The organism is Acinetobacter sp. AR2-3, assembly GCF_001878775.1.
In the GTDB taxonomy this organism is placed as follows: domain Bacteria; phylum Pseudomonadota; class Gammaproteobacteria; order Pseudomonadales; family Moraxellaceae; genus Acinetobacter; species Acinetobacter lwoffii_D.
Window position 1 is genome coordinate 1 of record NZ_MJIQ01000019.1, and the last position, 20,175, is coordinate 20,175.

General features: G+C 42.9%; 18 protein-coding genes. 5 read left to right on the forward strand and 13 right to left on the reverse strand.

The genetic code is table 11. The features are described from left to right. Positions 1 to 284 (forward strand): hypothetical protein (locus BFN00_RS00870; RefSeq protein WP_249449773.1); only part of this gene is annotated, 284 nt, incomplete at its 5' end. A gap of 19 nt (positions 285 to 303) precedes the next feature. On the opposite strand, the gene BFN00_RS00875 is transcribed toward BFN00_RS00870, so the two are convergent. The 3 genes from BFN00_RS00875 to sbmA form a co-directional block, all read right to left on the reverse strand. Beyond that, a complete protein-coding gene (locus BFN00_RS00875) occupies positions 304 to 792 on the reverse strand; it encodes a hypothetical protein (RefSeq protein ID WP_044111240.1) in 489 nt (162 codons plus the stop codon). 466 nt (positions 793 to 1,258) lie between these two features. Continuing rightward, positions 1,259 to 2,239 carry a hypothetical protein gene (locus tag BFN00_RS00880; protein ID WP_044111241.1) on the reverse strand — a complete coding sequence of 327 codons (981 nt, stop codon included), beginning with the start codon at positions 2,237 to 2,239 and terminating at the stop codon, positions 1,259 to 1,261. 688 nt (positions 2,240 to 2,927) lie between these two features. Further along, on the reverse strand, positions 2,928 to 4,121 hold the full coding sequence (gene sbmA, locus BFN00_RS00885; protein WP_004279349.1) for a peptide antibiotic transporter SbmA: 1,194 nt from the start codon (positions 4,119 to 4,121) through the stop codon (positions 2,928 to 2,930). 502 nt (positions 4,122 to 4,623) lie between these two features. Between sbmA and BFN00_RS00890 the strand changes: the two genes are divergently transcribed. The 3 genes from BFN00_RS00890 to BFN00_RS00900 all read left to right on the forward strand — a co-directional run bounded on the left by BFN00_RS00890 (position 4,624) and on the right by BFN00_RS00900 (position 8,118). After that, positions 4,624 to 4,818 carry a hypothetical protein gene (locus BFN00_RS00890; protein ID WP_044111243.1) on the forward strand — a complete coding sequence of 65 codons (195 nt, stop codon included), beginning with the start codon at positions 4,624 to 4,626 and terminating at the stop codon, positions 4,816 to 4,818. Positions 4,819 to 5,846: 1,028 nt separating this feature from the next. Further along, positions 5,847 to 6,728: a trehalose-phosphatase gene (gene otsB / locus BFN00_RS00895; RefSeq protein WP_044111246.1), complete on the forward strand. Its 882-nt coding sequence runs from the start codon at positions 5,847 to 5,849 to the stop codon at positions 6,726 to 6,728. After that, complete coding sequence (locus tag BFN00_RS00900) at positions 6,685 to 8,118, forward strand: alpha,alpha-trehalose-phosphate synthase (UDP-forming) (protein ID WP_044111247.1); 1,434 nt, start codon at positions 6,685 to 6,687, stop codon at positions 8,116 to 8,118. Before otsB ends, BFN00_RS00900 begins: the two co-directional genes overlap by 44 nt. A gap of 25 nt (positions 8,119 to 8,143) precedes the next feature. Here the strand turns inward: BFN00_RS00900 and BFN00_RS00905 are convergent, their stop codons facing one another. The 7 genes from BFN00_RS00905 to katE form a co-directional block, all read right to left on the reverse strand. Then, a complete protein-coding gene (locus BFN00_RS00905) occupies positions 8,144 to 9,388 on the reverse strand; it encodes an MFS transporter (RefSeq protein WP_044111249.1) in 1,245 nt (414 codons plus the stop codon). Positions 9,389 to 9,593: 205 nt separating this feature from the next. Further along, entirely contained in the window at positions 9,594 to 10,307 is a 714-nt protein-coding gene (locus BFN00_RS00910; RefSeq protein ID WP_044111251.1) for a glycosyltransferase family 2 protein, read from the reverse strand. Next, positions 10,304 to 10,918 carry a class I SAM-dependent DNA methyltransferase gene (locus tag BFN00_RS00915; protein WP_044111253.1) on the reverse strand — a complete coding sequence of 205 codons (615 nt, stop codon included), beginning with the start codon at positions 10,916 to 10,918 and terminating at the stop codon, positions 10,304 to 10,306. The genes BFN00_RS00910 and BFN00_RS00915 overlap by 4 nt, the downstream gene beginning before the upstream one ends. Continuing rightward, entirely contained in the window at positions 10,908 to 11,693 is a 786-nt protein-coding gene (locus BFN00_RS00920; protein ID WP_044111255.1) for a PIG-L deacetylase family protein, read from the reverse strand. The genes BFN00_RS00915 and BFN00_RS00920 overlap by 11 nt, the downstream gene beginning before the upstream one ends. Beyond that, positions 11,681 to 12,664 (reverse strand): acyl-CoA dehydrogenase, encoded by a 984-nt coding sequence (locus BFN00_RS00925; protein ID WP_044111257.1) that lies wholly within the window; start codon positions 12,662 to 12,664, stop codon positions 11,681 to 11,683. Before BFN00_RS00925 ends, BFN00_RS00920 begins: the two co-directional genes overlap by 13 nt. A gap of 52 nt (positions 12,665 to 12,716) precedes the next feature. Next, the gene (locus tag BFN00_RS00930) at positions 12,717 to 12,926 is read right to left on the reverse strand and encodes a hypothetical protein (RefSeq protein WP_044111274.1); all 210 of its coding nucleotides are present in this window, start codon (positions 12,924 to 12,926) and stop codon (positions 12,717 to 12,719) included. Positions 12,927 to 12,995: 69 nt separating this feature from the next. Next, a complete protein-coding gene (katE, locus tag BFN00_RS00935; protein WP_044111259.1) occupies positions 12,996 to 15,119 on the reverse strand; it encodes a catalase HPII in 2,124 nt (707 codons plus the stop codon). Positions 15,120 to 15,878: 759 nt separating this feature from the next. On the opposite strand from katE, the gene BFN00_RS00940 reads away from it, so the two are divergent. Continuing rightward, positions 15,879 to 16,379: a Dps family protein gene (locus BFN00_RS00940; RefSeq protein ID WP_044111260.1), complete on the forward strand. Its 501-nt coding sequence runs from the start codon at positions 15,879 to 15,881 to the stop codon at positions 16,377 to 16,379. 328 nt (positions 16,380 to 16,707) lie between these two features. Here BFN00_RS00940 and BFN00_RS00945 read toward each other — a convergent pair whose 3' ends face one another. Genes BFN00_RS00945 through BFN00_RS00955 form a run of 3 tightly spaced genes read right to left on the reverse strand, consistent with a single transcriptional unit; the run spans position 16,708 to position 19,860 of the window. Further along, positions 16,708 to 17,424: an ABC transporter ATP-binding protein gene (locus tag BFN00_RS00945; protein ID WP_044111262.1), complete on the reverse strand. Its 717-nt coding sequence runs from the start codon at positions 17,422 to 17,424 to the stop codon at positions 16,708 to 16,710. Then, entirely contained in the window at positions 17,417 to 18,640 is a 1,224-nt protein-coding gene (locus BFN00_RS00950; RefSeq protein WP_044111265.1) for an ABC transporter permease, read from the reverse strand. Before BFN00_RS00950 ends, BFN00_RS00945 begins: the two co-directional genes overlap by 8 nt. Then, positions 18,637 to 19,860, reverse strand: coding sequence for an efflux RND transporter periplasmic adaptor subunit (locus BFN00_RS00955; protein ID WP_044111267.1), 1,224 nt, complete (start codon positions 19,858 to 19,860; stop codon positions 18,637 to 18,639). The genes BFN00_RS00950 and BFN00_RS00955 overlap by 4 nt, the downstream gene beginning before the upstream one ends. Positions 19,861 to 20,175: the final 315 nt, after the last annotated feature.

The window sequence follows — 20,175 nt, forward strand, 5'->3', positions numbered from 1 at the left end:
GGTTAGGGAGAGGATTACTTTTATGCTATAAAATCAAAAAACTAACTAATAGAAAAACAAAAATGACACCTGAACTATTACTTACCATCATTCAAGCTTTCATTGGCATATTCGTGCTTGTGATCGTCATCATGCTCATCTATCCCAAATGGCGAAAAAAGATCACAGAACCTAAAGGCGATACCTCCAAACGTCAAAGAGGATCTGATTGGGCAGATGGGCTAGAACTTATTTTTATTCCCATTTACTGGCTAATTAAACTTATTACAGGCATCTTCAAATAAAGCCTCATGACTTATCGCCTTATAATCCAAACTTATTCAACAAATCCGGTGTCAAAAAAGTCTGTGCAACACGATTCAAATCGATATAACGCAGCACACCTTTCAGCTGATTATTAATTTCAGGATTCTTTAAAATTTCCTCGCCTGTGGTTTTACCTAAAGCCTGAAAACTATCGCCCACAGCCTGTAACCCTTCAGCCTGAATCACCGCCTTGGTCTGTGCTGAACATTGCTCCACTAAAATGCGCTGCAACACCGTCGCCAGATTCTTGTCTAATGCTTCCTTTTGACTCGCGGTCACATTGCTAAAAGCCTTTAAGTCCGGATGATTACCTAAAGCCACAAAGGTCCATTGCAAGACGGTAGTTTTATCCGTGACTGTGGTGGATTTCATCAAACAGTCACTGAGCTGGTTGACTGTCGGACCTGCTATGGCAACCTGAGTCGCACTTAATAATGTTGCACTTATTAAAATTGTACGAAGCTTTGTAAAAGATCTATGCGCCATCATAATTTCCTGTTCTTCGATGTCCGGCCAGTGATATGAAACCAGTTAGTTGTAGCATGGAACAGGGCAATAAACTGATAGAACTCTGTAAAACCTGACCCAGATTTAAAACACTTAGATAATCGCTCTGATGTCCATATTGCTATTCATCAGATCAGGATATTGATCAGTCAAACTTAGCGCTATGATTTAGACTAAAACAATAAAAATAAAAACTTATAATTATGAATAACAACATATTTCACAGCATCATACTGTGGGGACTTGTCCTTTTTTTCGTCTTCATCGTATTTTTATTCATTCATCCGACATCACGGAAGGAGATTCTCGGGTCACGTGATCTCCCTACAAAACCAAGCCGGCTTTCGTCTGCTCTCTCCCGTCGGATCGAGCAGATTTTTGCGCCTATCTTCTCGATCGTCAAAAGGATCATACGGATTTTGGATTAAGTCTTTTGATCCCGCGCTTATTTTAACTGCCTCAAAAGATTCTTGGCTCCGGCATGATTATAGTTATTGGCCAAATTCTGCAGAATCCGCTTGGACTGAGCTTTAGCATTCGGGAAACGGCTGGCATAGACCGGAATACTATTCAGACAGCGTGCAACCAGCATCCCTGATTCAGTATAGACACGTGTTCCCTCTGTGCCCTGCAATTTACCATAGTTATAGGCACGCTGGGCGTTGTTACAGGCATTATTCAGATTCTTGCCACTGTTAATATCACGTCGCGCTGCCACATAAATCTTCATCTGATGTTGTTGCGGTGTTTCTACTACCGTAGCTCGAGCTGATGCCGCTGCTAGCTGCTTTTTCTCCGCTTCTTTTTTCTCTAACTCTTTTCTTTCTAATTCTTTTCGCTCTAATTCTTTCCTCTCCAGTTGTTTACGTGCTGATTCCTTCAGTTCATTTGTCGTCTTTGCGGCAGGAGTCTTAGGAGGAGTCGTGGTTTTTATCGATGCAGATTTGGTTTTCTCCACAGCAACCTTGGCTTTAGTTGGACGATAAAAGTTTTTTGCTTGAGAAGGGCTCATGACCTGGGTGAGTAGTCGAACACTACGCGTCTGGCTAGATTTATCAGCTTGTCGTTCAGAAGTTGGCTCAATCGAGACAATCCAGCTTTCAGTCAGGTCATCCATACGACACTGATAGGCACCGCTACCTTGTATAACACTCCGATTGGTACTCAGGCGTTTGCGCTGGGCAACATCTGCCACTGCACTAAAATTACTTTTATACAGCAATGAGAATTTGCCGCCCTGCTCATGACAATATTGCGTTAGTATCGAACGCGTATACATGGCCTGAGTCGTATTATTTTTCTGGGCTTGTCCCCAAAGATAAATATAATCTTTTGCACTACCATCACGTTGATTCAAAGCCCGTTTGGCAATTAGTTCTTCCGGACTGGCAAAAGGATGTAACACCTCTGATTTCAACCGGTTCACGCTATTACATCCAGCTAAAGCTGCTGCCCCTATTATTAGAATTATTACTTTTAGCTTCACAGCAAATATCTCAACCCCAAAATCCCGTATAACATAGCTTAAATAGCACAAAACAACAAACACAAGATATTGATAACTATAATATTTAAATGGTAAAAAGGCACATATCAGCCTCAACTTTGCTGATTATGCCAAGCTTCATGTGATAAAAATTGACACAAGTATCATTTTTAAATCAGTTCAAATAATAAACAATTCCATTCAGGACTCAAGAAAAAGATAGAAAAAACACATAAAAAAACGAAGAAAGCGGTGAGTCCTTCTCCGGCGGCTTATTCAGGGAACGCTACAGACCTTTATTATAATGGGTAATAAATTTACCTTTTATCCGCTATAACATTGCCTGAACAAGATCAGCATAAGAATAATTTCCTCAACGTACATTTGTTATTTTTATACGTCAAACCATCGGAAATTAAACGCCATCTTGGCTGGCCCTTAGGATTTTAGACAAGAAAAAAATATCTGAATACCCCAATATTGGGAGGTTCTGACACGATTTACCCAAGTCATCTGACCAACGGTCAGATCGATATTTTCCATTGGATTTTGTAAATTAACTCGCCCTAAAAAAAGCCAAACCTAAAACTGTTTGGCTAATAAAGCAGGATAATAATATGAGAAAAAATTAATCAATATGTGATTCAAATGCTTTTAAGCGTTTATAGATCGACATCAGTTCAATAATAGTCGGCCAAGACAGAATCAGATACTGGAAAGATTCCCGCACTTTGCCAAATACATTCAGGATTTGCATCATCAAACCAAGAGTAATTGCCCCTGCTGCAATACTTGGAAACAGAATAAATAATCCGTAAATATTGTCTAATTGCAAGTACCAGATCCGAACCATGTTGAAATAAGCATAGTGAAAATACAACCGGAAATAATTCCAGCGTACCCGGCTAAACAGTTCTTGTAATGTCAGCGGATGTGCGCGATCAGCATAGTCTTCGCCATAGACCAGCTCTTTACGATAGGCTGCCTCAACTTTCTGGTTATTGAACTCCAGTCCGGGCAATTTCATTCCCACGACCATTAAAATGACCGTACCCAATACCGCCCAGCCGATCGAGGCCCACATTAAAGCATGCGGTATTTCCCCTACAATCGGTAAAACTTTCACATGACTAGAGAGCTGATATAAGATCGGCAGGAATGCCATCAGCAACATCAGCGCTTCGATCAAGGAAACACTTAACTGCTCCGTGGTTTTGGCAAAGCGCATGGTATCTTCCTGGATACGTTGTGATGCACCTTCAATATGACGTAACTGCTCCCAATGTGCGGTGTAATAATCATTCATCGCGGTACGCCAGCGGAAGACATAATGGCTGACAAAAAACAGGTTAAATACCGCTAAAGTGACATAAACCATCGCAATATAAATAAAGGTTAATGCGCCTTGATACAGCAATGAAACATCCCCACCACCCTTCGTGAGCATTTGTTGAATCTGATCATAAAACGGGCTATACCATTCATTTAATACGACATTGACCTGTACCCCGAACCAGATATTAAACAGAATAAATGCCGAGCCCCAGACCGACCAGCGCTGCCATCGGTGTCCGGCTTTCCATTGCCAGAACAGCGCAAATATCGTAGTTGCCATGAAATACCAGAGATAAAACCAGATGAATTGAGCTGACCAGAAACGCCCGATACCGATTGTAAGCTTTTCATCAAAATAATTTTCAGGAAAACCCAGATAGGTTCCCCATCCTGATCCGCCACTATGCCAAAGCACAAGATTAATGATAAACCATAAAATCAGGCTGCTAAAAAACCAGACGGGTTGCGGGAAAAATGACTTAAACATGCCGACCCAGTTCTCCTTATGTCTCTTGGTCATCCAAATGACGCATAGTTTATTCTTATTTTAGATTTTTACTGTTATAAAGCATTAATTTTCAATTTAGTGTAAAAAAGGATAGAAAGATATCGAGTCTCTAGAAAATTATTTTTATCATTCAGCTCTGCGTTATGATTTTCCTTATATTCTCGATTTTTATCATTTAGCCGAGCGATATCAAAAAACAGAAAAATCATCATGTTTTTGACCTTTCGTTATTTTGATAGACTTTTTTATGCCTGTTATCTGTCGGGTTTATGTAAAAGAAATTCATACTTGCGAGCATTGCAAGAACAGGATGAACATCAGGCATACTGCACGTCTCCTGAGTATCTTTTATCAAACTAGAGTACTTCTCCTATTTGAATAAGTCATTGATCAAGTTCTCAGTTTTTGAAGAAACGGTTAAATTTTCGAAAATTATGCTATGATTTAATTATCGAAAAGTAATCTTATTTTGGAAAAAACTATGGAAAGTTCGGTAATTGAATTACTTAAACCGGTGACTCTAGAAAAAGAAAACTGCGCCCCTATTAGTTTTGAAGCAGGTACTGTTTTGAAAGTGGTGATGCAGACTCCAACCAGTCTTCTGGTCAGTAATGATGATGACTTTAACTTTACCATTCCTTTAAAAGACAAAAATGAAGTGTGGCGAGAAATTTGAGTATTTTTCTCTTATGCAAATAGATGGGTTGTATCTGAGTTGGGTTTCTTAACTTATAGGATACGACCCTTAGCTTTTCTCCACTTTGATTGCTCTTTTATTATTTTTTCAAAAAATTATTTCTTTCCTCTTCTGTCATCATTTATTGATTTTAAATTGGCTCATATCCATTTGAGCAAAAAATTCTGTTTAATTGAAACATCATTTAGTTTTGTAACCTATGTAAGATCACTAATGATCTGTTTTCGGTCTTTTGTATCTACTCTGTCCTTGCGATGACACCTTTACATCTCTTCTCTCTGTTTAGCTCAACTTCATCTAATACCTACGCTTCGATTCAAAAAAAAGAATATTCAAGTTATTTTCAGAGTTTAGTCATAGAACTGGCGTTCATCTTTCTTCGATTTTTTATCCTCTGATAAAATTTATCAATAAGAATTAAAAAATAATCTGAGATGCTAAATTAAGAGGCTGTTTAAATTGTATAGCTCTGCAATTGGTCCCAGGAAAATTTAATAATACGAAATTTCCCTCTAGACAATTTTAGTATTTTTTCCTTTTAAGACAGCTTAGCCAATCTTAAAAATTATTAACTTTCATAAACTTAAGCTAAAAATTTTAATTATATATGCCCAATTTATAAATTTATTTAAATTATTATATTTAAAAAATAAAATACAAATTAATAATAAATACTATATTCTGAAAAATTAATTACAAAATACACATTCAAAAACAAAGATTAAATAATAAATCTTATTATGTAAAATCCTGAAAAACAATCAATCCAAGAAAATCTTAAAATATAAAATCCTCATAATTTATTTTTAAAATTTATTAACAATACTGGATTTCTACCAAAATATTTCTAAATCTTACAAAGTAACTGTACTTGTTAAAAGTGTTTCGTTTCTGCACTTAAAGCCAGTCTGTTAAATGAAATGTGTTATAAATTTAATCAAAGCAATGACCATTCAGGTAATTCTAACTTTTAAATCAATTTAAATTCAGAGGCTTAGGTAGTATTTATGTCGACTCTAAAAGAAGATCAAGATCTAGAAGATTCACTTGCTACATCTTCTTATATATTACCTCAAGTGATTTTAACTCAGCTCAAACCTATTATTTATTCTCACAAACTTGTTTTATTTCTTGATATTGATGGAACCATTTCTGAATTCCACCCAGATCCAGCAAAAAGTATAATTAAGAGCGAAACCTTAAATACCTTAAAAGAGTTAAAACAAGATATTCAATTAGTATTAGTAACCGGCCGCTCAATTGTACAAGCCCAAAAACTTATTTATCCATTTGACTGGAATATTGCAGGCTCTCATGGTCTGGAATTAAGCTATCAATTGCGTTTAAGCAAGTTAATTGATTTAAATCCTGAACAGTTTGAATTATTAAAAAATTATATTACAGAGCATAGTAATAATATTCCTCAGACTCGAATAGAAATTAAAGACTATTCAGTCGCCCTGCATTTTCGTGAACATCCCTATTTAGAGCATCAAGTGCATGCATTTGCCTTGAATTGTCTTACTCATTTTCAGGATTTTGAACTTAAGGCTGGAAAGTTTGTATTCGAACTGGTGCCCAAAGGGGCAAATAAAGGTTCAGCCATCCAGCAAATCATTCAGCAATATCACTTAAGTGATCATTACCCCATTTTTATCGGAGATGACCTGACCGACGAAGCCGGTTTTCAAGTCATCAACACATTCAAAGGCTGCTCTATCAAAGTCGGTACAGGCAACACCGTGGCACAACATCGCCTCGAAAACGTGACTCAAGTACAGGCTTTTCTAGCAGAATTTTTAGAAATACTGAAAGCACAACAACAATTATTATTGGAGAAATTACATGTCGAAACTCATAGTGTTATCAAATCGTGTAAATCTACCTAAGTCAGACAATACACAGGCAGGTGGATTAGCGGTGGCATTGCAGGATGCTTTGCAGGATATAGGCGGTATCTGGGTTGGCTGGAATGGATCCCGAGTTGACCAGACGAAAGAGCAGAAGTTTCAAATCCTGAAGCATCAAAATGTTGAATATCACACGAGTCCATTGACTGAATCCCAATATCAAGGTTTTTATTGTGGTTTTGCCAACAGTGCATTGTGGCCGCTGATGCACGACCAGCATCAACTTGTAGATTATCAGCCGCAGGATTTTAAGATCTATCAGGATGTCAATTTGCGTTTTGCCAAGCACCTGAAACAGGTGGCATCTCCACATGACATCATTTGGATCCATGATTATCATTTTTTAAGCGTGGCACATTATTGCCGTAAACTGGGCATGCGTAACCGTATTGGATTTTTCCTGCATATTCCCTTTCCTGAACTAAGGCTCTGGCAGACTTTAGCCGCTCATCGCGATCTGGCACATCATTTAGCCAACTACGATGTACTGGGTTTACAGACCTCTCGCGATCAGGAAAACTGTTTAAATTTCCTTGAACAAACCTTAAAAGTGCAGCATCGTCACAATGAAATCCTGAATTATCAATCTCGAAAGATTCATGTGAAATGCTATCCGATTGGTGTGCATCCTGTGCAGCTACAGAATCAGGCCTCAGATACCCATCTGGAAAAGCTTCCCTTTGATCTGGATACAGTGCAGCCTTATAAAACCATCATTTCAGTTGACCGGATTGATTATAGTAAAGGCTTATTGGAAAAAATCGGATCGTTGCAGAGCTTGCTAGAAGATCAACCGGAGTTTAAAAATCAATTCCAGCAATTACAAATTGCCTGTCCATGCCGACTGGATGTAAAGACCTATAAGAACCTGTATACGCAATTTAAATCTGCCGTGCATGAACTTAATAGCCAGCATGGCACAGCGGACTGGTTACCTTTCGATTGCAGCTATGATACTTTGGGCCATGAGGCATTGATGCAACTGTATCGTAAGGCAGATATTTGCTGGGTAAATTCGATCCGGGATGGTATGAATCTGGTCGCCAAGGAATATATTGCTGCACAGGATCCTTTAGATCCGGGTGTCTTGATTCTATCTAAATATGCCGGTGCTGCTGAACAAATGAAAGAAGCCTTACTGGTCGATCCTTATGAGCATGACAGTATGGCTAAAGCTTTGAAGAAGGCGCTGCGCATGTCTAAATCAGAACGTTTAGAGCGCTATCGTTATTTAAGCCAAGGCTTGAAAAATTTCGATATTATTCGCTGGCGTGATCAGTTTATTACTGACCTGAAAAACTCACAAAGCTTGCGGATCTATCGTCCCGTGGCTGCAGGAGCTTCAAACCAGTTCAGTGTACATGCCTAAATTTTTAAGTAAAAAAACACCAGCATTAAGCTGGTGTTTCGTTTTGAAGAGGAGCCACAATCTCTTCGCTTTGTTGTACTTCGTTTGGGTCTGCAGTGAGATGATTCAAAATCACAATACTCAATAGACCAATCGCAATGACGCTAAATACTAAGCTCAATCCGATGATTTCACTGCCGAAGCCGACCAATGCCGGTCCAATCAATGAACCTGTATAAGCAAATACCGATACATAAGACAATGCCACATGTGAAGCCAAAGTTTTCTGACGTCCTGCACGGGAAAACATCAGCGGTACAATGTTGGCACTACCTAAACCTAAAATCGCATAGCCGACCAACACCACTTGCCAGACTGGCGCAAAGACTACGGTTAATAAACCGGTTGCAGCCAATAGTGCGCTTAAGAGAATCGTATTTTTTTCACCAAACTGCTGAATAATCAGGTGTCCACTAAAACGTCCCAGTACCATCAAACCAGCAAAGAAACTATAAGCCAGACCGGTTTGCGCCGCAGGCAGGCTGAACTCAGTAGCAAGATAAATACCACTCCAGTCCATAGCTGCACCTTCCGAAAGGAAAGCCACAAAACAGATCAGACCAATACCTAAAATTGCCCAGGTCGGTGCTGCTTTTTTCGCAGGTTGTTCTGATGATGTTTCTTCTACCGCTGTCTTAGGCTCAGCGCCCAAGCTCAAAGGAACAGCAAATAAGGCAATAAGCAGCAAAATCACACTGACAATCACCGCACCGGTTAAAGGCGCCAAGCCAAGTCCCATTAACATGGTCATGCCCAGTACGCCTGATAGACCACCTAAACTACACACTCCATGAAAACCTGACATTAAACTTTTACCGAGTTTTTTCTCAATCTGTGCAGCCTGAATATTGACAGTCACGCCCAAAGCCCCGGCACTGGCACCAAAGAAAAACAGGCTGATTGCCATCATTAAATGATTCGGACTATAAGCCAGAGCAGGCAAAATAAATAAAAATGCACTGAGAATTACGGCCAAAACAGCACGGCAACCCAAGGCATTGGCCAGTCGGCCGGCCAGCGGCATCGCCAGCATTGAACCGATTCCGGCACACAGCAATAACAGGCCAAAATCAGCATGATTTAATAACAGGCGCTGCTGTGCATATGGAATTAAGGGTGCCCAAGCCGCAGTACTAAAGCCCAAGCTAAAGAAGCACAACGCAGTCGCTATTTTCTGCCATAGATATGGTGATGGAGACTGAATTCGAGAAAGCAGTGTTTGATTGAACATTGTATTACCAAAAAAGAAGGCTCAGGCATCCATTACCGATCATCCATAGAAAAACCCCACAGACTTATAGTTGAAATATATAAGTATGCGGGGCTGAATTTGCGTGAATTATAAACAGAATAAATTTAAATGGAATAGTTTTTAGAACCGAATTTTAAGATTTTTTACAAGTATCTGATTGTATAAAATTTATAGTTTTATGCTTTTATTTGCATAGGCTGATCGGTTTTTCCGCGGCCTGCTTAAGCTCAAGTTTTTGTAGAAAATGTGCAAAGCCTGCGGCAATTTTTGAGCTAAGACGACTGCTGGTGGTGACTCTCAGCTGATTCGACCAGACAATCTGCGCGTCAGCTTTTTCTAAACGACGGATGAAATCGACATCTTCATGACAGTCCAGTTGCTGAAACCCATTGACCTGTATATAAGCCGAAGCTTTAAAACACAGGTTTGCGCCATGAACATGCCGATGTCCCATGCTGTCCTGATAATGTCGGAGATAAGCCTGACGGGTTTTCCGGCTTAAATGATCCCATTGATCCAGCTCGACCACACCACAAATCGCATCGGTGGGTTGATGCTGTAACATCACCTGAAACCAGTCGCACTGTACAAAAGAATCCGCATCGGTGCAGCAAATCCAATCACAACCTTGCTCGATCATCTGCTGAATCCCCAAATGGCGTGCCTTACCGACATTTCGGAAGTTGCAACTGATAGCTGGAATGTTCATTTGCTGAACTTTAGCAGCGGTACTATCAGTACAATGGTCCAAGACCACGAGAATCTGGATTTCAGGAAGATTTTCCATTGTTTTAAAGTATTGAAAAAAATAAGTTTGTGCTGATTTTAAAGCCAGCAAGCAGCGTTCAATATAGGCTTCTTCATTACAGGCCGGAATCACCACACCGATTTTTTTCATCTTAAGCCTTCCTGCTCTGCTACGGATTGTGCTGTATTTAGCCAGAGATCCACTAAAAAATCGGAGTCCTGTAAACTTAAATGATGTGTATAGTTTAAATGCGCTTTGAGATACTGATGGACATCTTCACCATTTAGGCTAAATCCCGAGATTGGCGCGCGCCAATGACAACTCAAGATACATCCGCCCGGTTCCAGTGCAGTATGCAGCCATGTCAGCACCTGTTGCAGATCAATCGGGTTCAAATAATATAAAATCTCACTGACGACAATGAGCTGAAATTTCTGTTCGGGCAAATCATCTGGCACGATCCGCTGTAACACCTGTACATGCGGATAAGCTTGTAAACGCTGCTGCGCCAAATGGATCGCAGTATTATTGGCATCCAGACACATTAAGCTATTTGTCCGCCGCGCCAGTTCCTGACTAAAGATGCCATTACTGCAACCAATCTCAATCGCGGAGTCAAACTGCAAGTGCGGCAAGATCGCCAGACAAATCTGCCGTTTGCGCTGTTCATACCAACGCTGTTCATATTGCCAGGGATCTCCCTGATTCAGTGCATATAAGGCATCGAAATATTCCTGATCATAGGCTGCTTTACTGTTCATACAGATACACCTCCCAGGGCTGTAAAATACGTTGTAATGCCTGCTCTGGCAGAATCGGTGATTGATCTATCGTCGGATCAAGCTCGATCTGGCTCTTAAAACACCGCGCAGCTCGAGACTTATATTGTAATTCTTCCTCAGTTAATTTGAGTTGATGAGCGACGGTCCAGGGAATTCTGGTATCTCCAGGTGTTGCCCAATGCCATGCCCAAATCAAGACCTGAATACAGGGCAAATGAAGTTCAGTGGCCAGCTGCTGTGTGACCTGCCCCGTAATTTCATGATCTGGATGTCCATCATGAACAAATGTGCTAATTAACACATCATTCGGTTGCAGATAAGATTGCAGATGCTGTTGCAACACATCCCGCTGTTCGGCCACCTTGCCATCTTGAATATCTAAAGCGATCCGCAAGATATTCTGTTTTAAAGGTAACGCTTCTAAAGCTGCTCGCGTTTCAGCAGGACGAATCTGGTTCAACTCTTCGGGAGTATACAGACTAGAGCCGGGATGACTGGCTGTCCCATTGGTAACGGCAAAAAGTACGATCTGATAGCCCAATTTGTCCAGACGCTGAATCAGGCCTCCACAGCCCAAAATTTCATCATCAGGATGAGGGGCAATGATGCAGACTCTTGCATCTAGGGGAATAACCTGAGGAATATCGAACTCCGGCATCTGTTGCAGGATCTGACAGGAACGCCATTCTTCGAGCCGTGTGCCTTCACCATGGATGACACGATCACCTACAATCTCATGTCTTATAACGTCCATAATTGTTCCTCCTGTGCAGTCAGCTCACCAATTCGCTCCAAATCAAATGCGGCATGACTTTGACGAATAAATACCGGAAGATCTGCTGCAAGCCGGGCGAAATGCGGATGCTCACAATACGGCGCAGCACCTAGGGCCTTACCTACATGAGTCAGTACATTTAAAGCCGTCGCTTCAACCTGAGCACGTAGGCTACGAATCTTTAACTCATGTGCGTGTTGCGGTTGCTGATCAATCAATGCAGCAACTTGATAAAATAAGGACTGTGTCGCTAAAAGCTCCCGACTAACTTCACCAAGATACATGGCTTTATAGGCATGCGGTTTGAGCAAGAACGTCTGCCTTAAATATTCAGCCAAACGCACGGTTGCGCCATACCAGCACGCGGCCACACCTGCGGCGCCATGCCAGAATCCGGGCCGATCCAGATAGGCATTTGGAGCTGCGACTTTTCCCACCTCAACATGATCCAGTTCCAGCCGGGCAGTCAAGGTATGCTGCATGCCCACTGCCTGCCAGGCATCCTGATGATGCTGAATGCCTTCTTGTGACAAATCTAGAATCAGTAATTGGGATTGTTGCTGCTCATCACGGTAAGTCAGCAGACCGTGTTGCACCCAGACCGATGCAGAACACCAGGGCTTAATTCCGCTTAGCTTTCCTGCTTGCAATGTTAAAGGTTTGGGACCGCCTTCTGCCGCCCATACTGCCCATAAGCCTTTTTGTTCTACCGGAATATTCAGTTCATGCAGAATAGCTAAAGCATCTAAATGCGATTCATACAGTTTGCCCAGGCTCAAATTGCTTGCCGAAACCTGACTAAGCATCTGCCAGCGTTTTAAGGTTGCTCCAGAAGCGGGATAAGGCACCTGGTCGGAAATCGCCACCAGTTCCATTAAAGTGTGCTGAATTTTTTCTTGTAGCTCCAGAGGAGAATTTTCAAATCGTTGTAATATTGAACCGAGGTTCATGCATGCGGTTCCTCATAAAATACGGATAAATTTGTTTTGTTTGTAAAGTCAGTTAATGAGAAAGCTTGCGCATTTGTTTTAAACGTGTGGTCAGCCCTAATATCTTACGCCGTGCATTAATCTCTTCTTCATTGAAACAGAGTTGCTGCATCAGTTCAGTTAAAGGCAAATGATTATGTTCAATGAGATAGATATCCTGCTCTCTGCTCCATTTGGCTTGCTGTGCTTGTGCTAACAACTTTTTGACGTCCGGTCTCACCATCTCTTCATCCATTTTGAAACCATGAGGATAGAAGCCGGAGCCTCTATCCTCTAACATAAATTGGATCGTTTAGGCAGGAATTGCTTCCGCAATCGCTTCACGCGCCCAGACACGATGGTTCAGGATCAAAGTCTTGAAGCTATCTTGTACTGCTGCAAACTGTCCGTTTGCCAGAGTTCCTTCATCGCTAACCAAGCGCAGATCCTCAATCAGCTTGCCTTTATCACCCAGGAACACGATTGGTTTTAAATGCTTGTAGGCTTCCAGCAGATAATGAGTCGCCACACCGTCTTTCATTACCACATCGTAATTATCACCGTCAGCAATCACCACGGCATCATAGGCAATGGATGGTTCTGCTTTTTGCATACCATCGGAAGGAATCACCTCGCCTTGCTGACCCAGTACCGGGCCCGGTTTTGGGGTCAGTACATCGACCACAGCCCCTTCTGATTCTGCCCAAGCTTGAACAGCTTTGATACTGGCCTCATTGGCCTTGTCGTGCACCAATAGCGCAATTTTGCGTGCCTTAATATCTTCAGGTTTAAATGCCTCAAAAGATAAACGTGGTGAAACCTGCACCTCTGGCAATTTTGCCGCCATTTTCTCTGCCGGAATTTCAATACCCAATTGGTCAGCAACCTGCTGTGCCAAGTCCAGATCGATATTGCAGAGCACTTCAAGTACTTCACGTTCACGAATATATTTGCGCTCCACCTTGCTCAGCTCGAAGACATAGGCATCGACAATGTGCTTTTGCTCATGTGGTGCCTGGCTGCGGTAGAAAAGACGGGCCTGACTAAAGTGATCACTGAATGATTCGCTACGCTGACGGATCTTGTGTCCATCAATACGCTCCTGATAGCTTTCAAAACCACCGCCTTGTTCGGCTGGCGGAGTCTCAGTCGGCCAGTTATTGTCAATCGAATTCGGCTCATAACTGGCTTGACCGGTATGTACAATACGCTGGTGTAAACCATCACGCTGGTTATTGTGGAATGGACAAACCGGCTTGTTAATTGGGATCTGGTGGAAGTTTGGACCACCTAAACGGCTGAGCTGAGTATCGGTATAAGAGAACAGACGGGCCTGCAATAATGGATCATTGGTAAAATCCAGTCCTGGCACAATATGTCCCGGACAGAATGCCACCTGCTCGGTTTCACCGAAGAAATAATCGACATTACGGTTCAGCACCATTCTGCCAATCGGCGTCACCGGCACCAGTTCTTCCGGAATAATTTTGGTTGGGTCCAGCAAGTCGAAGTCGTACTTCATCTCATCTTCTTCTGGGACGACCTGTACACCCAACTCCCATTCCGGATAGTTACCGGAGGCAATCGCTTCATATAAGTCACGACGATGGAAATCCGGATCTTTACCCGCCAGTTTTTGTGCTTCATCCCAGACCAGTTGGGCTAGACCCTGTTTTGGCGTCCAGTGGAATTTAACAAAAACCGCTTTATTCTCGGCATTGATAAAACGGAAAGTATGTACACCAAAGCCTTGAATGGCTCTTAAATTACGCGGAATACCCCGATCCGACATGGCCCACATCACCGCATGTGCAGATTCAGGCACTAAAGAAACAAAATCCCAGAAAGTATCATGTGCAGATGCACCGGTAGGAATCTCGGTCTGAGGTTCAGGTTTGACTGCATGTACAAAATCCGGGAACTTGATCCCATCCTGGATAAAGAATACCGGCGCATCATTCGCTACCAGATCGAAGTTACCTTCATCCGTATAAAACTTGGTGGCAAAACCACGGATATCACGTACCGTATCTGCTGAACCACGTGGTCCCTGTACGGTAGAAAAACGCACAAATACTGGCGTTTGCACACTGGTATTGGTCAGGAAGCCTGCCTTGGTCAGTTTTTCATTCCCCGGATAAGCCTCAAAATAGCCATGTGCGCCGACACCGCGGGCATGCACAATACGTTCTGGAATTCGCTCATGGTCAAAATGGGTAATTTTTTCCCGGAGAATAAAATCTTCGATCAAGGTCGCACCGCGAACGCCTGCCTTGAGACTGTTCTGGTTATCGGAAATTTTAACCCCTTGATTGGTAGTGAGTGCCTGTTCGGTCGCATCACTGCGATATGCGTCGAGCTGTTCACTTTTTTTATTGGTATTTTGTTTGTCTAAACCGTCTTTACCAGTCGCGGGGCTATTGGCCTTAATTTTCATGATGTATTCCTTGCTGAGCTTGAGTTTAGTTCAGATATTTTTGGTCTATCTCAAAGTCGCTTGAGCTTATATATTGCATGGCTTACCGAATCAAAATCATCCCGCAAGTCAATCTGCTACAGCCGATCCTGTATCAGCCTCACATTTCTTCTGAATATGCTGACTCGAAGCATTTTTGCTTTTCTGGGAATATTGTTATTGGTTTCGCCTGTGTCCTAACATAACTGCATTTGAGAAAGAGATTTATTATTGTTTGTAGTGCCTTGTTTAATTAAGGCAGCATTGTGTTATTTTTTATAAATTTCGGGTTTATTTATGATTTAAATTTTTATCTAAGTTATTTATTTAAAATAAAATATTAAAATTTCACAGAGATATTTCGAAATAAAGATTCAGTATGGTGATATGTGATCTTGCTCACAAATAAGCGTCATAACCCAAAACGATGTTTCAATCCTGAAATGATTAGGACTTTTTAGAAGTTCAATTTGCTATGAGAAATTAACGTGCTACCGCTGAAGTATAGTCAAAATTTGACAGATTTAAATAGTTACAATCCCGCGTCCTGCTTATACATAATGACTAAACTTCCTGCCTTTATATTGATATAATATCTATAACTTATAACCACTTAAATCTCTTAGCCTGTTAGATCAAATACAAAGTCATAGAGATCATTTCATCTCTTGGCTCGGGCTTCAGATACATCCGACTTTATTTTAATACACCGTATCGCGTTAAGTTTGAAGGAGTAAGAGCATGGCCTCTTCTAAAAAAGAATCTAAAGCAATGAAAATTGATATCGGGATTTCGCATGATGATCGCGCCAAAATTGTCGATGGTTTATCCAGACTTTTAGCAGACAGCTATACCCTGTATTTGATGACTCATAATTTCCACTGGAATGTCACCGGCCCCCAGTTCAACAGCCTGCACAACATGTTTATGACTCAATACACCGAGCAGTGGAATGCGTTGGACGTCATTGCTGAACGTATTCGGGCTTTGGGTTTTGCAGCACCCGGTACTTATAAACAGTTTGTGAAACTTACCTCCATTAAAGAAGTCGAAGGTGTGCCTAAAGCCGAAGAAATGATACGTTTACTGGTAGATGCGCATGAAACTGTGGCACGTACTGCCAGAAGTATTTTCTCGATCATTGAAGAAGCCAATGATCAGCCGACTGCTGACATTCTCACGCAAAGACTGGAAGTACACGAAAAAACCGCCTGGATGCTGAGAAGTAATCTGGAACAATAAAGTCGGATTGAATCTTTGAGATCGGGCTTATGCAAGGATGAAGCGCAAACTTGTGGTAGTACCATTAAGTTCAGTTTCATCCTGACGCTTTCAATAGGTATGATTTACCGGCGCTCATTGATTAGATCAACCTGAAAAACACAATCATTAGAATTCAACTGTAAAATTTTAAGGATGTAGGCAATCGCGTACATCCTTTTTTAACAAACAGGTTGTTTCCAGATTATTTCAATCTCAGATATGGCTATCATTTTTTGAAAGCTATAAATCTGAAATATCTTTTCTATCGCTTCAAAAAATTAGCCCTCCTGGCTCCTTGCAGTACAGCTTAATCTTCAGGAGAATTGCTCGAATCGCTTTCAATCCGGCCATCGACCAGATTAATGGTGCGATCACAAGTAGCGGACAGGCGCGGATCATGCGTGACCAAAAGTACGGCGCAGTCGCGTTCACGATGCACTTTACGAAACAGTTCAAACATATCAGCCGCGGTCTGGGTATCCAGATTACCTGTCGGTTCATCGGCCAATAATAATGCCGGCTCAGTAATCAAGGCCCGGGCAATGGCCACCCGCTGCTGCTGTCCTCCGGACAATTCATTCGGTTTACGCTCGGCAAATTTTTCCAGTCCCACTGCCGCCAGTAAATCACGTGCGCGTTGCATTGCCTGCTGATTTGGTTTGCCATGCGCCATCATTAAAGGCATGAGAATATTATCCAATGCACTAAACGCCTGAATCAGATGGTGAAACTGAAATACAAACCCGATGCTGTTGCCGCGCAGCGCCGTACGGCCGGTGTCATCCATCGCACTGGTAGCTTGTCCCAACAAGTACAGCTCGCCGCTCGTTGGTTTATCCAGCAGTCCCAGAATATTCAGTAAGGTACTTTTTCCAGAACCGGAAGGACCAATAAGTGCAGCAAAGTCGTTACGATCAATACGCAGGTCAATGCCATGCAAGACCTCCACTTCATTGGGCTGGCCAATATTATAAGATTTTCGTAGCGCTTCCAGACACAGGACTTCCTGAGATTGCTCAGACATGACGAATCGCCTCCACCGGATCGAGTGCCGCGGCCCGGTGTGATGGCACCGCTGCCGCCAGTACGCCGGTTAATGTCGCCAATAATAGCGCCAAAATCACCAGTTCAATCGAAATTGGAATATAGAATAATCCTGGCCCAAAATTATTAAATACCCACACCAGACCATAACTGACTATGCTGCCCAGCACTGAACCGAGCAAGCCAAAGATTGCACCCTGAAACAGAAAAACCCTCAGGATTTGCGATTGGGTCGCACCTGTCGCCCGCAAAATACCAATTTCCCGGGTGCGCTGTACCACGCTAACGGACATGACGCTAGCAATCCCGAAAGCCACCGAAATTGCGACAAAGACAATAATCATATTGGTGGACAGGCTTTGTGCGGTAATGGCATTCATCAGCTGGGCATTGGTTTCAATCCAGCTTTCGGCTTTTAATGAGGTCAGGCGTCCGACTTGTGCTGCAACTTGGTCTGCCTCAAAAATATTGGCAATGGTCAGGTCAATCACCGTTACTCCGCCTGGCAGGCCGAGTAAGGACTGTGCCTGCTTAAGATCCAGATAGACATAGCGCGCATCCAGTTCGCGCACACCCAGCTCAAAAATACCGGCAATATTCACCAAGGCACTATTCTGTTGGCCAGTATCCAGTCGCAACTTGCTGCCGACCTGAACACCGAGGTCTTTGGCCAATTGACTGCCAATCAGTACATCATCCGCGCCAACCCGCAACTGGCCACTGGTTAAATATTCTTTTAATGGAATGATCTGCTGATAACGCTCCAAATTCATTCCGACCAAGGCCACGGATTCAATCGCATCACCCCGTTGCACAAAGGCCGGCCCAGACACCACCGGCGAGACAGCGGTCAGTACAGGTAACTGATCCAGCGTTTCAGTAATCTGTTGCCAATTGTTGATCGAACGCAGGCGCTGTGCCCGTTTGTCTTCCTGCAATAATTGCACGGTCCCGGCGGGAGGTGACACAATCCGGTTGACTTCATCCGGTGACAACAGACGAATATGTGCCTGTGTACCTAAGGTTCGTTCGACAATATTGGCTTGCAGCCCCTGAATCAAAGCGGTGATAAAGACGATTACTGCCACGCCCACGGCGACCCCGATGGTGATCATGATGGACTGCGCGCAACCCTCACGCAAAAAACTGACCGCGATTTTCCATTCGATCCAGAGCCGCCCGAATAAATTTTTCAATCGAAGTTCACCGGTAATTCATTTTTACTATTGGCCATATCAGCAGAATTCTGTAATGAACTCAGTTGTGGTTTTAAGCGAACTCTGGTGCCATCCTCCAATGAAGATTCGCCATCTGCCAGCACCTGATCGCCCTCGCTCAGGCCGGATTTCACTTCTGACATGGCCAGGCCACGCAAGCCTAAAGTAATCTGCTGACGCTGTACTTTTCCATCACGTACCATTAACACCACGGCCTTATCTCCTTTGATACTGCTTAAAGCATCATTCGGAATAGCCAGTACCCGTGCTCGTTTGGCCGTCTCGACATTCACCGATACCGTCATGTCCTGACGCAAAAAATCTGGCACGGGATTGACAGTAAGTCTGACTTCTACCGTACCTCGCTGTGGGTCGATACTTGGTGCAATAAAGTTAATCCGGGCCGGGAAAGACTGATCCGGATAGGCATCGCTAATCACGGTGGCATTTTGCTGCAAGGCCAGTTGCGGTAAATTCCGCTCATCTAGCGGCACCCGGATTTCTGTATTCCCTGTTAACGCAATGGTAAATAAAGTTTGTCCCGGCTGAACCAGATCACCCGGCTCGACATCGCGTGTCAATACTGTACCGGCGACCGCAGCCCGAATCTTGGTTTTGGCCAGTTGAGCCTGTGCCACCGCCAGTTGTTCCCGAAGCGATGCTTCTTCGACTTGACCCGCAGCCAATGCTGTTGCTTTTACCCGGGCTGTCTCATAATTATTGCGCGCGACTCGTTCCGCTTCCACAGCCTGTTCGACTTCTTCCCTCGACAGGATGCCGGCTTCTGCATTACGTCTACGTGCTGCTTCTCGGCTGGCCTGCTCCAGCTGGGCTTTGGCACTGGCCAGTTCTGCTGCAGCCTGTGGCCGTCGGCTGCTTGCCAATTCAGTCAATGCCAGCTCGGCCTGTCTGACTTGGGCCAGCAATTCATCCGAATTCAATACCACCAGCAGATCACCTGGTTTAACCTGATCTCCTTCCTGCACCAGACGTTGCAGAACCACACCGCTAATTTCACTACCTACCTGGGCACGTGAGACTGTCGCAACACGTCCGGTCGCAACAACATTTTGTACCAGCGGCATGGCACTCAGCGTATAACTAGGCACCACTGGCCCCTGCCACCAGCGAAATAGAGCAAACCCTACTGCCAGTAGCAATACGATAATGAGCAAAATTTTATAGCGGGCAGCGCGCAATGAGAATCTCCGATTGATTCGTCTAATTTGAAATAAGAAAGTCAAAACTGTATTTGTTTTTTTCCTAAGGTTTAATTTACAACAAGTTTCTAATTGGAATTATAGGTATTTTGTTGAGTTTGAAAAGAATATTGAATTCCTGTCCGCTTTTTTTAGCTAGCCCTGTTTGATATCAGACTAGTCCATCTTTGGCAGATCCAGACACGGGATCAGGTAACAGAAAATTGTATTAAATTTCTCTTGAGTTCAAGGAATGGGAGCTTTCATTAAAAAACAGGCTAGATCATGATAGAGCTCGCCTGTTCAATCGCTTGG

Coding starts and splice junctions, on each gene's coding strand:
- BFN00_RS00875 (WP_044111240.1), bottom strand. CDS start 792: ATGGCGCATAGATCTTTTACAAAGCTTCGTACAATTTTAATAAGTGCA.
- sbmA (WP_004279349.1), bottom strand. CDS start 4,121: ATGTTTAAGTCATTTTTCCCGCAACCCGTCTGGTTTTTTAGCAGCCTG.
- BFN00_RS00890 (WP_044111243.1), top strand. CDS start 4,624: ATGGAAAGTTCGGTAATTGAATTACTTAAACCGGTGACTCTAGAAAAA.
- otsB (WP_044111246.1), top strand. CDS start 5,847: ATGTCGACTCTAAAAGAAGATCAAGATCTAGAAGATTCACTTGCTACA.
- BFN00_RS00900 (WP_044111247.1), top strand. CDS start 6,685: ATGTCGAAACTCATAGTGTTATCAAATCGTGTAAATCTACCTAAGTCA.
- BFN00_RS00905 (WP_044111249.1), bottom strand. CDS start 9,388: ATGTTCAATCAAACACTGCTTTCTCGAATTCAGTCTCCATCACCATAT.
- BFN00_RS00910 (WP_044111251.1), bottom strand. CDS start 10,307: ATGAAAAAAATCGGTGTGGTGATTCCGGCCTGTAATGAAGAAGCCTAT.
- BFN00_RS00915 (WP_044111253.1), bottom strand. CDS start 10,918: ATGAACAGTAAAGCAGCCTATGATCAGGAATATTTCGATGCCTTATAT.
- BFN00_RS00920 (WP_044111255.1), bottom strand. CDS start 11,693: ATGGACGTTATAAGACATGAGATTGTAGGTGATCGTGTCATCCATGGT.
- BFN00_RS00925 (WP_044111257.1), bottom strand. CDS start 12,664: ATGAACCTCGGTTCAATATTACAACGATTTGAAAATTCTCCTCTGGAG.
- BFN00_RS00930 (WP_044111274.1), bottom strand. CDS start 12,926: ATGGTGAGACCGGACGTCAAAAAGTTGTTAGCACAAGCACAGCAAGCC.
- katE (WP_044111259.1), bottom strand. CDS start 15,119: ATGAAAATTAAGGCCAATAGCCCCGCGACTGGTAAAGACGGTTTAGAC.
- BFN00_RS00940 (WP_044111260.1), top strand. CDS start 15,879: ATGGCCTCTTCTAAAAAAGAATCTAAAGCAATGAAAATTGATATCGGG.
- BFN00_RS00945 (WP_044111262.1), bottom strand. CDS start 17,424: ATGTCTGAGCAATCTCAGGAAGTCCTGTGTCTGGAAGCGCTACGAAAA.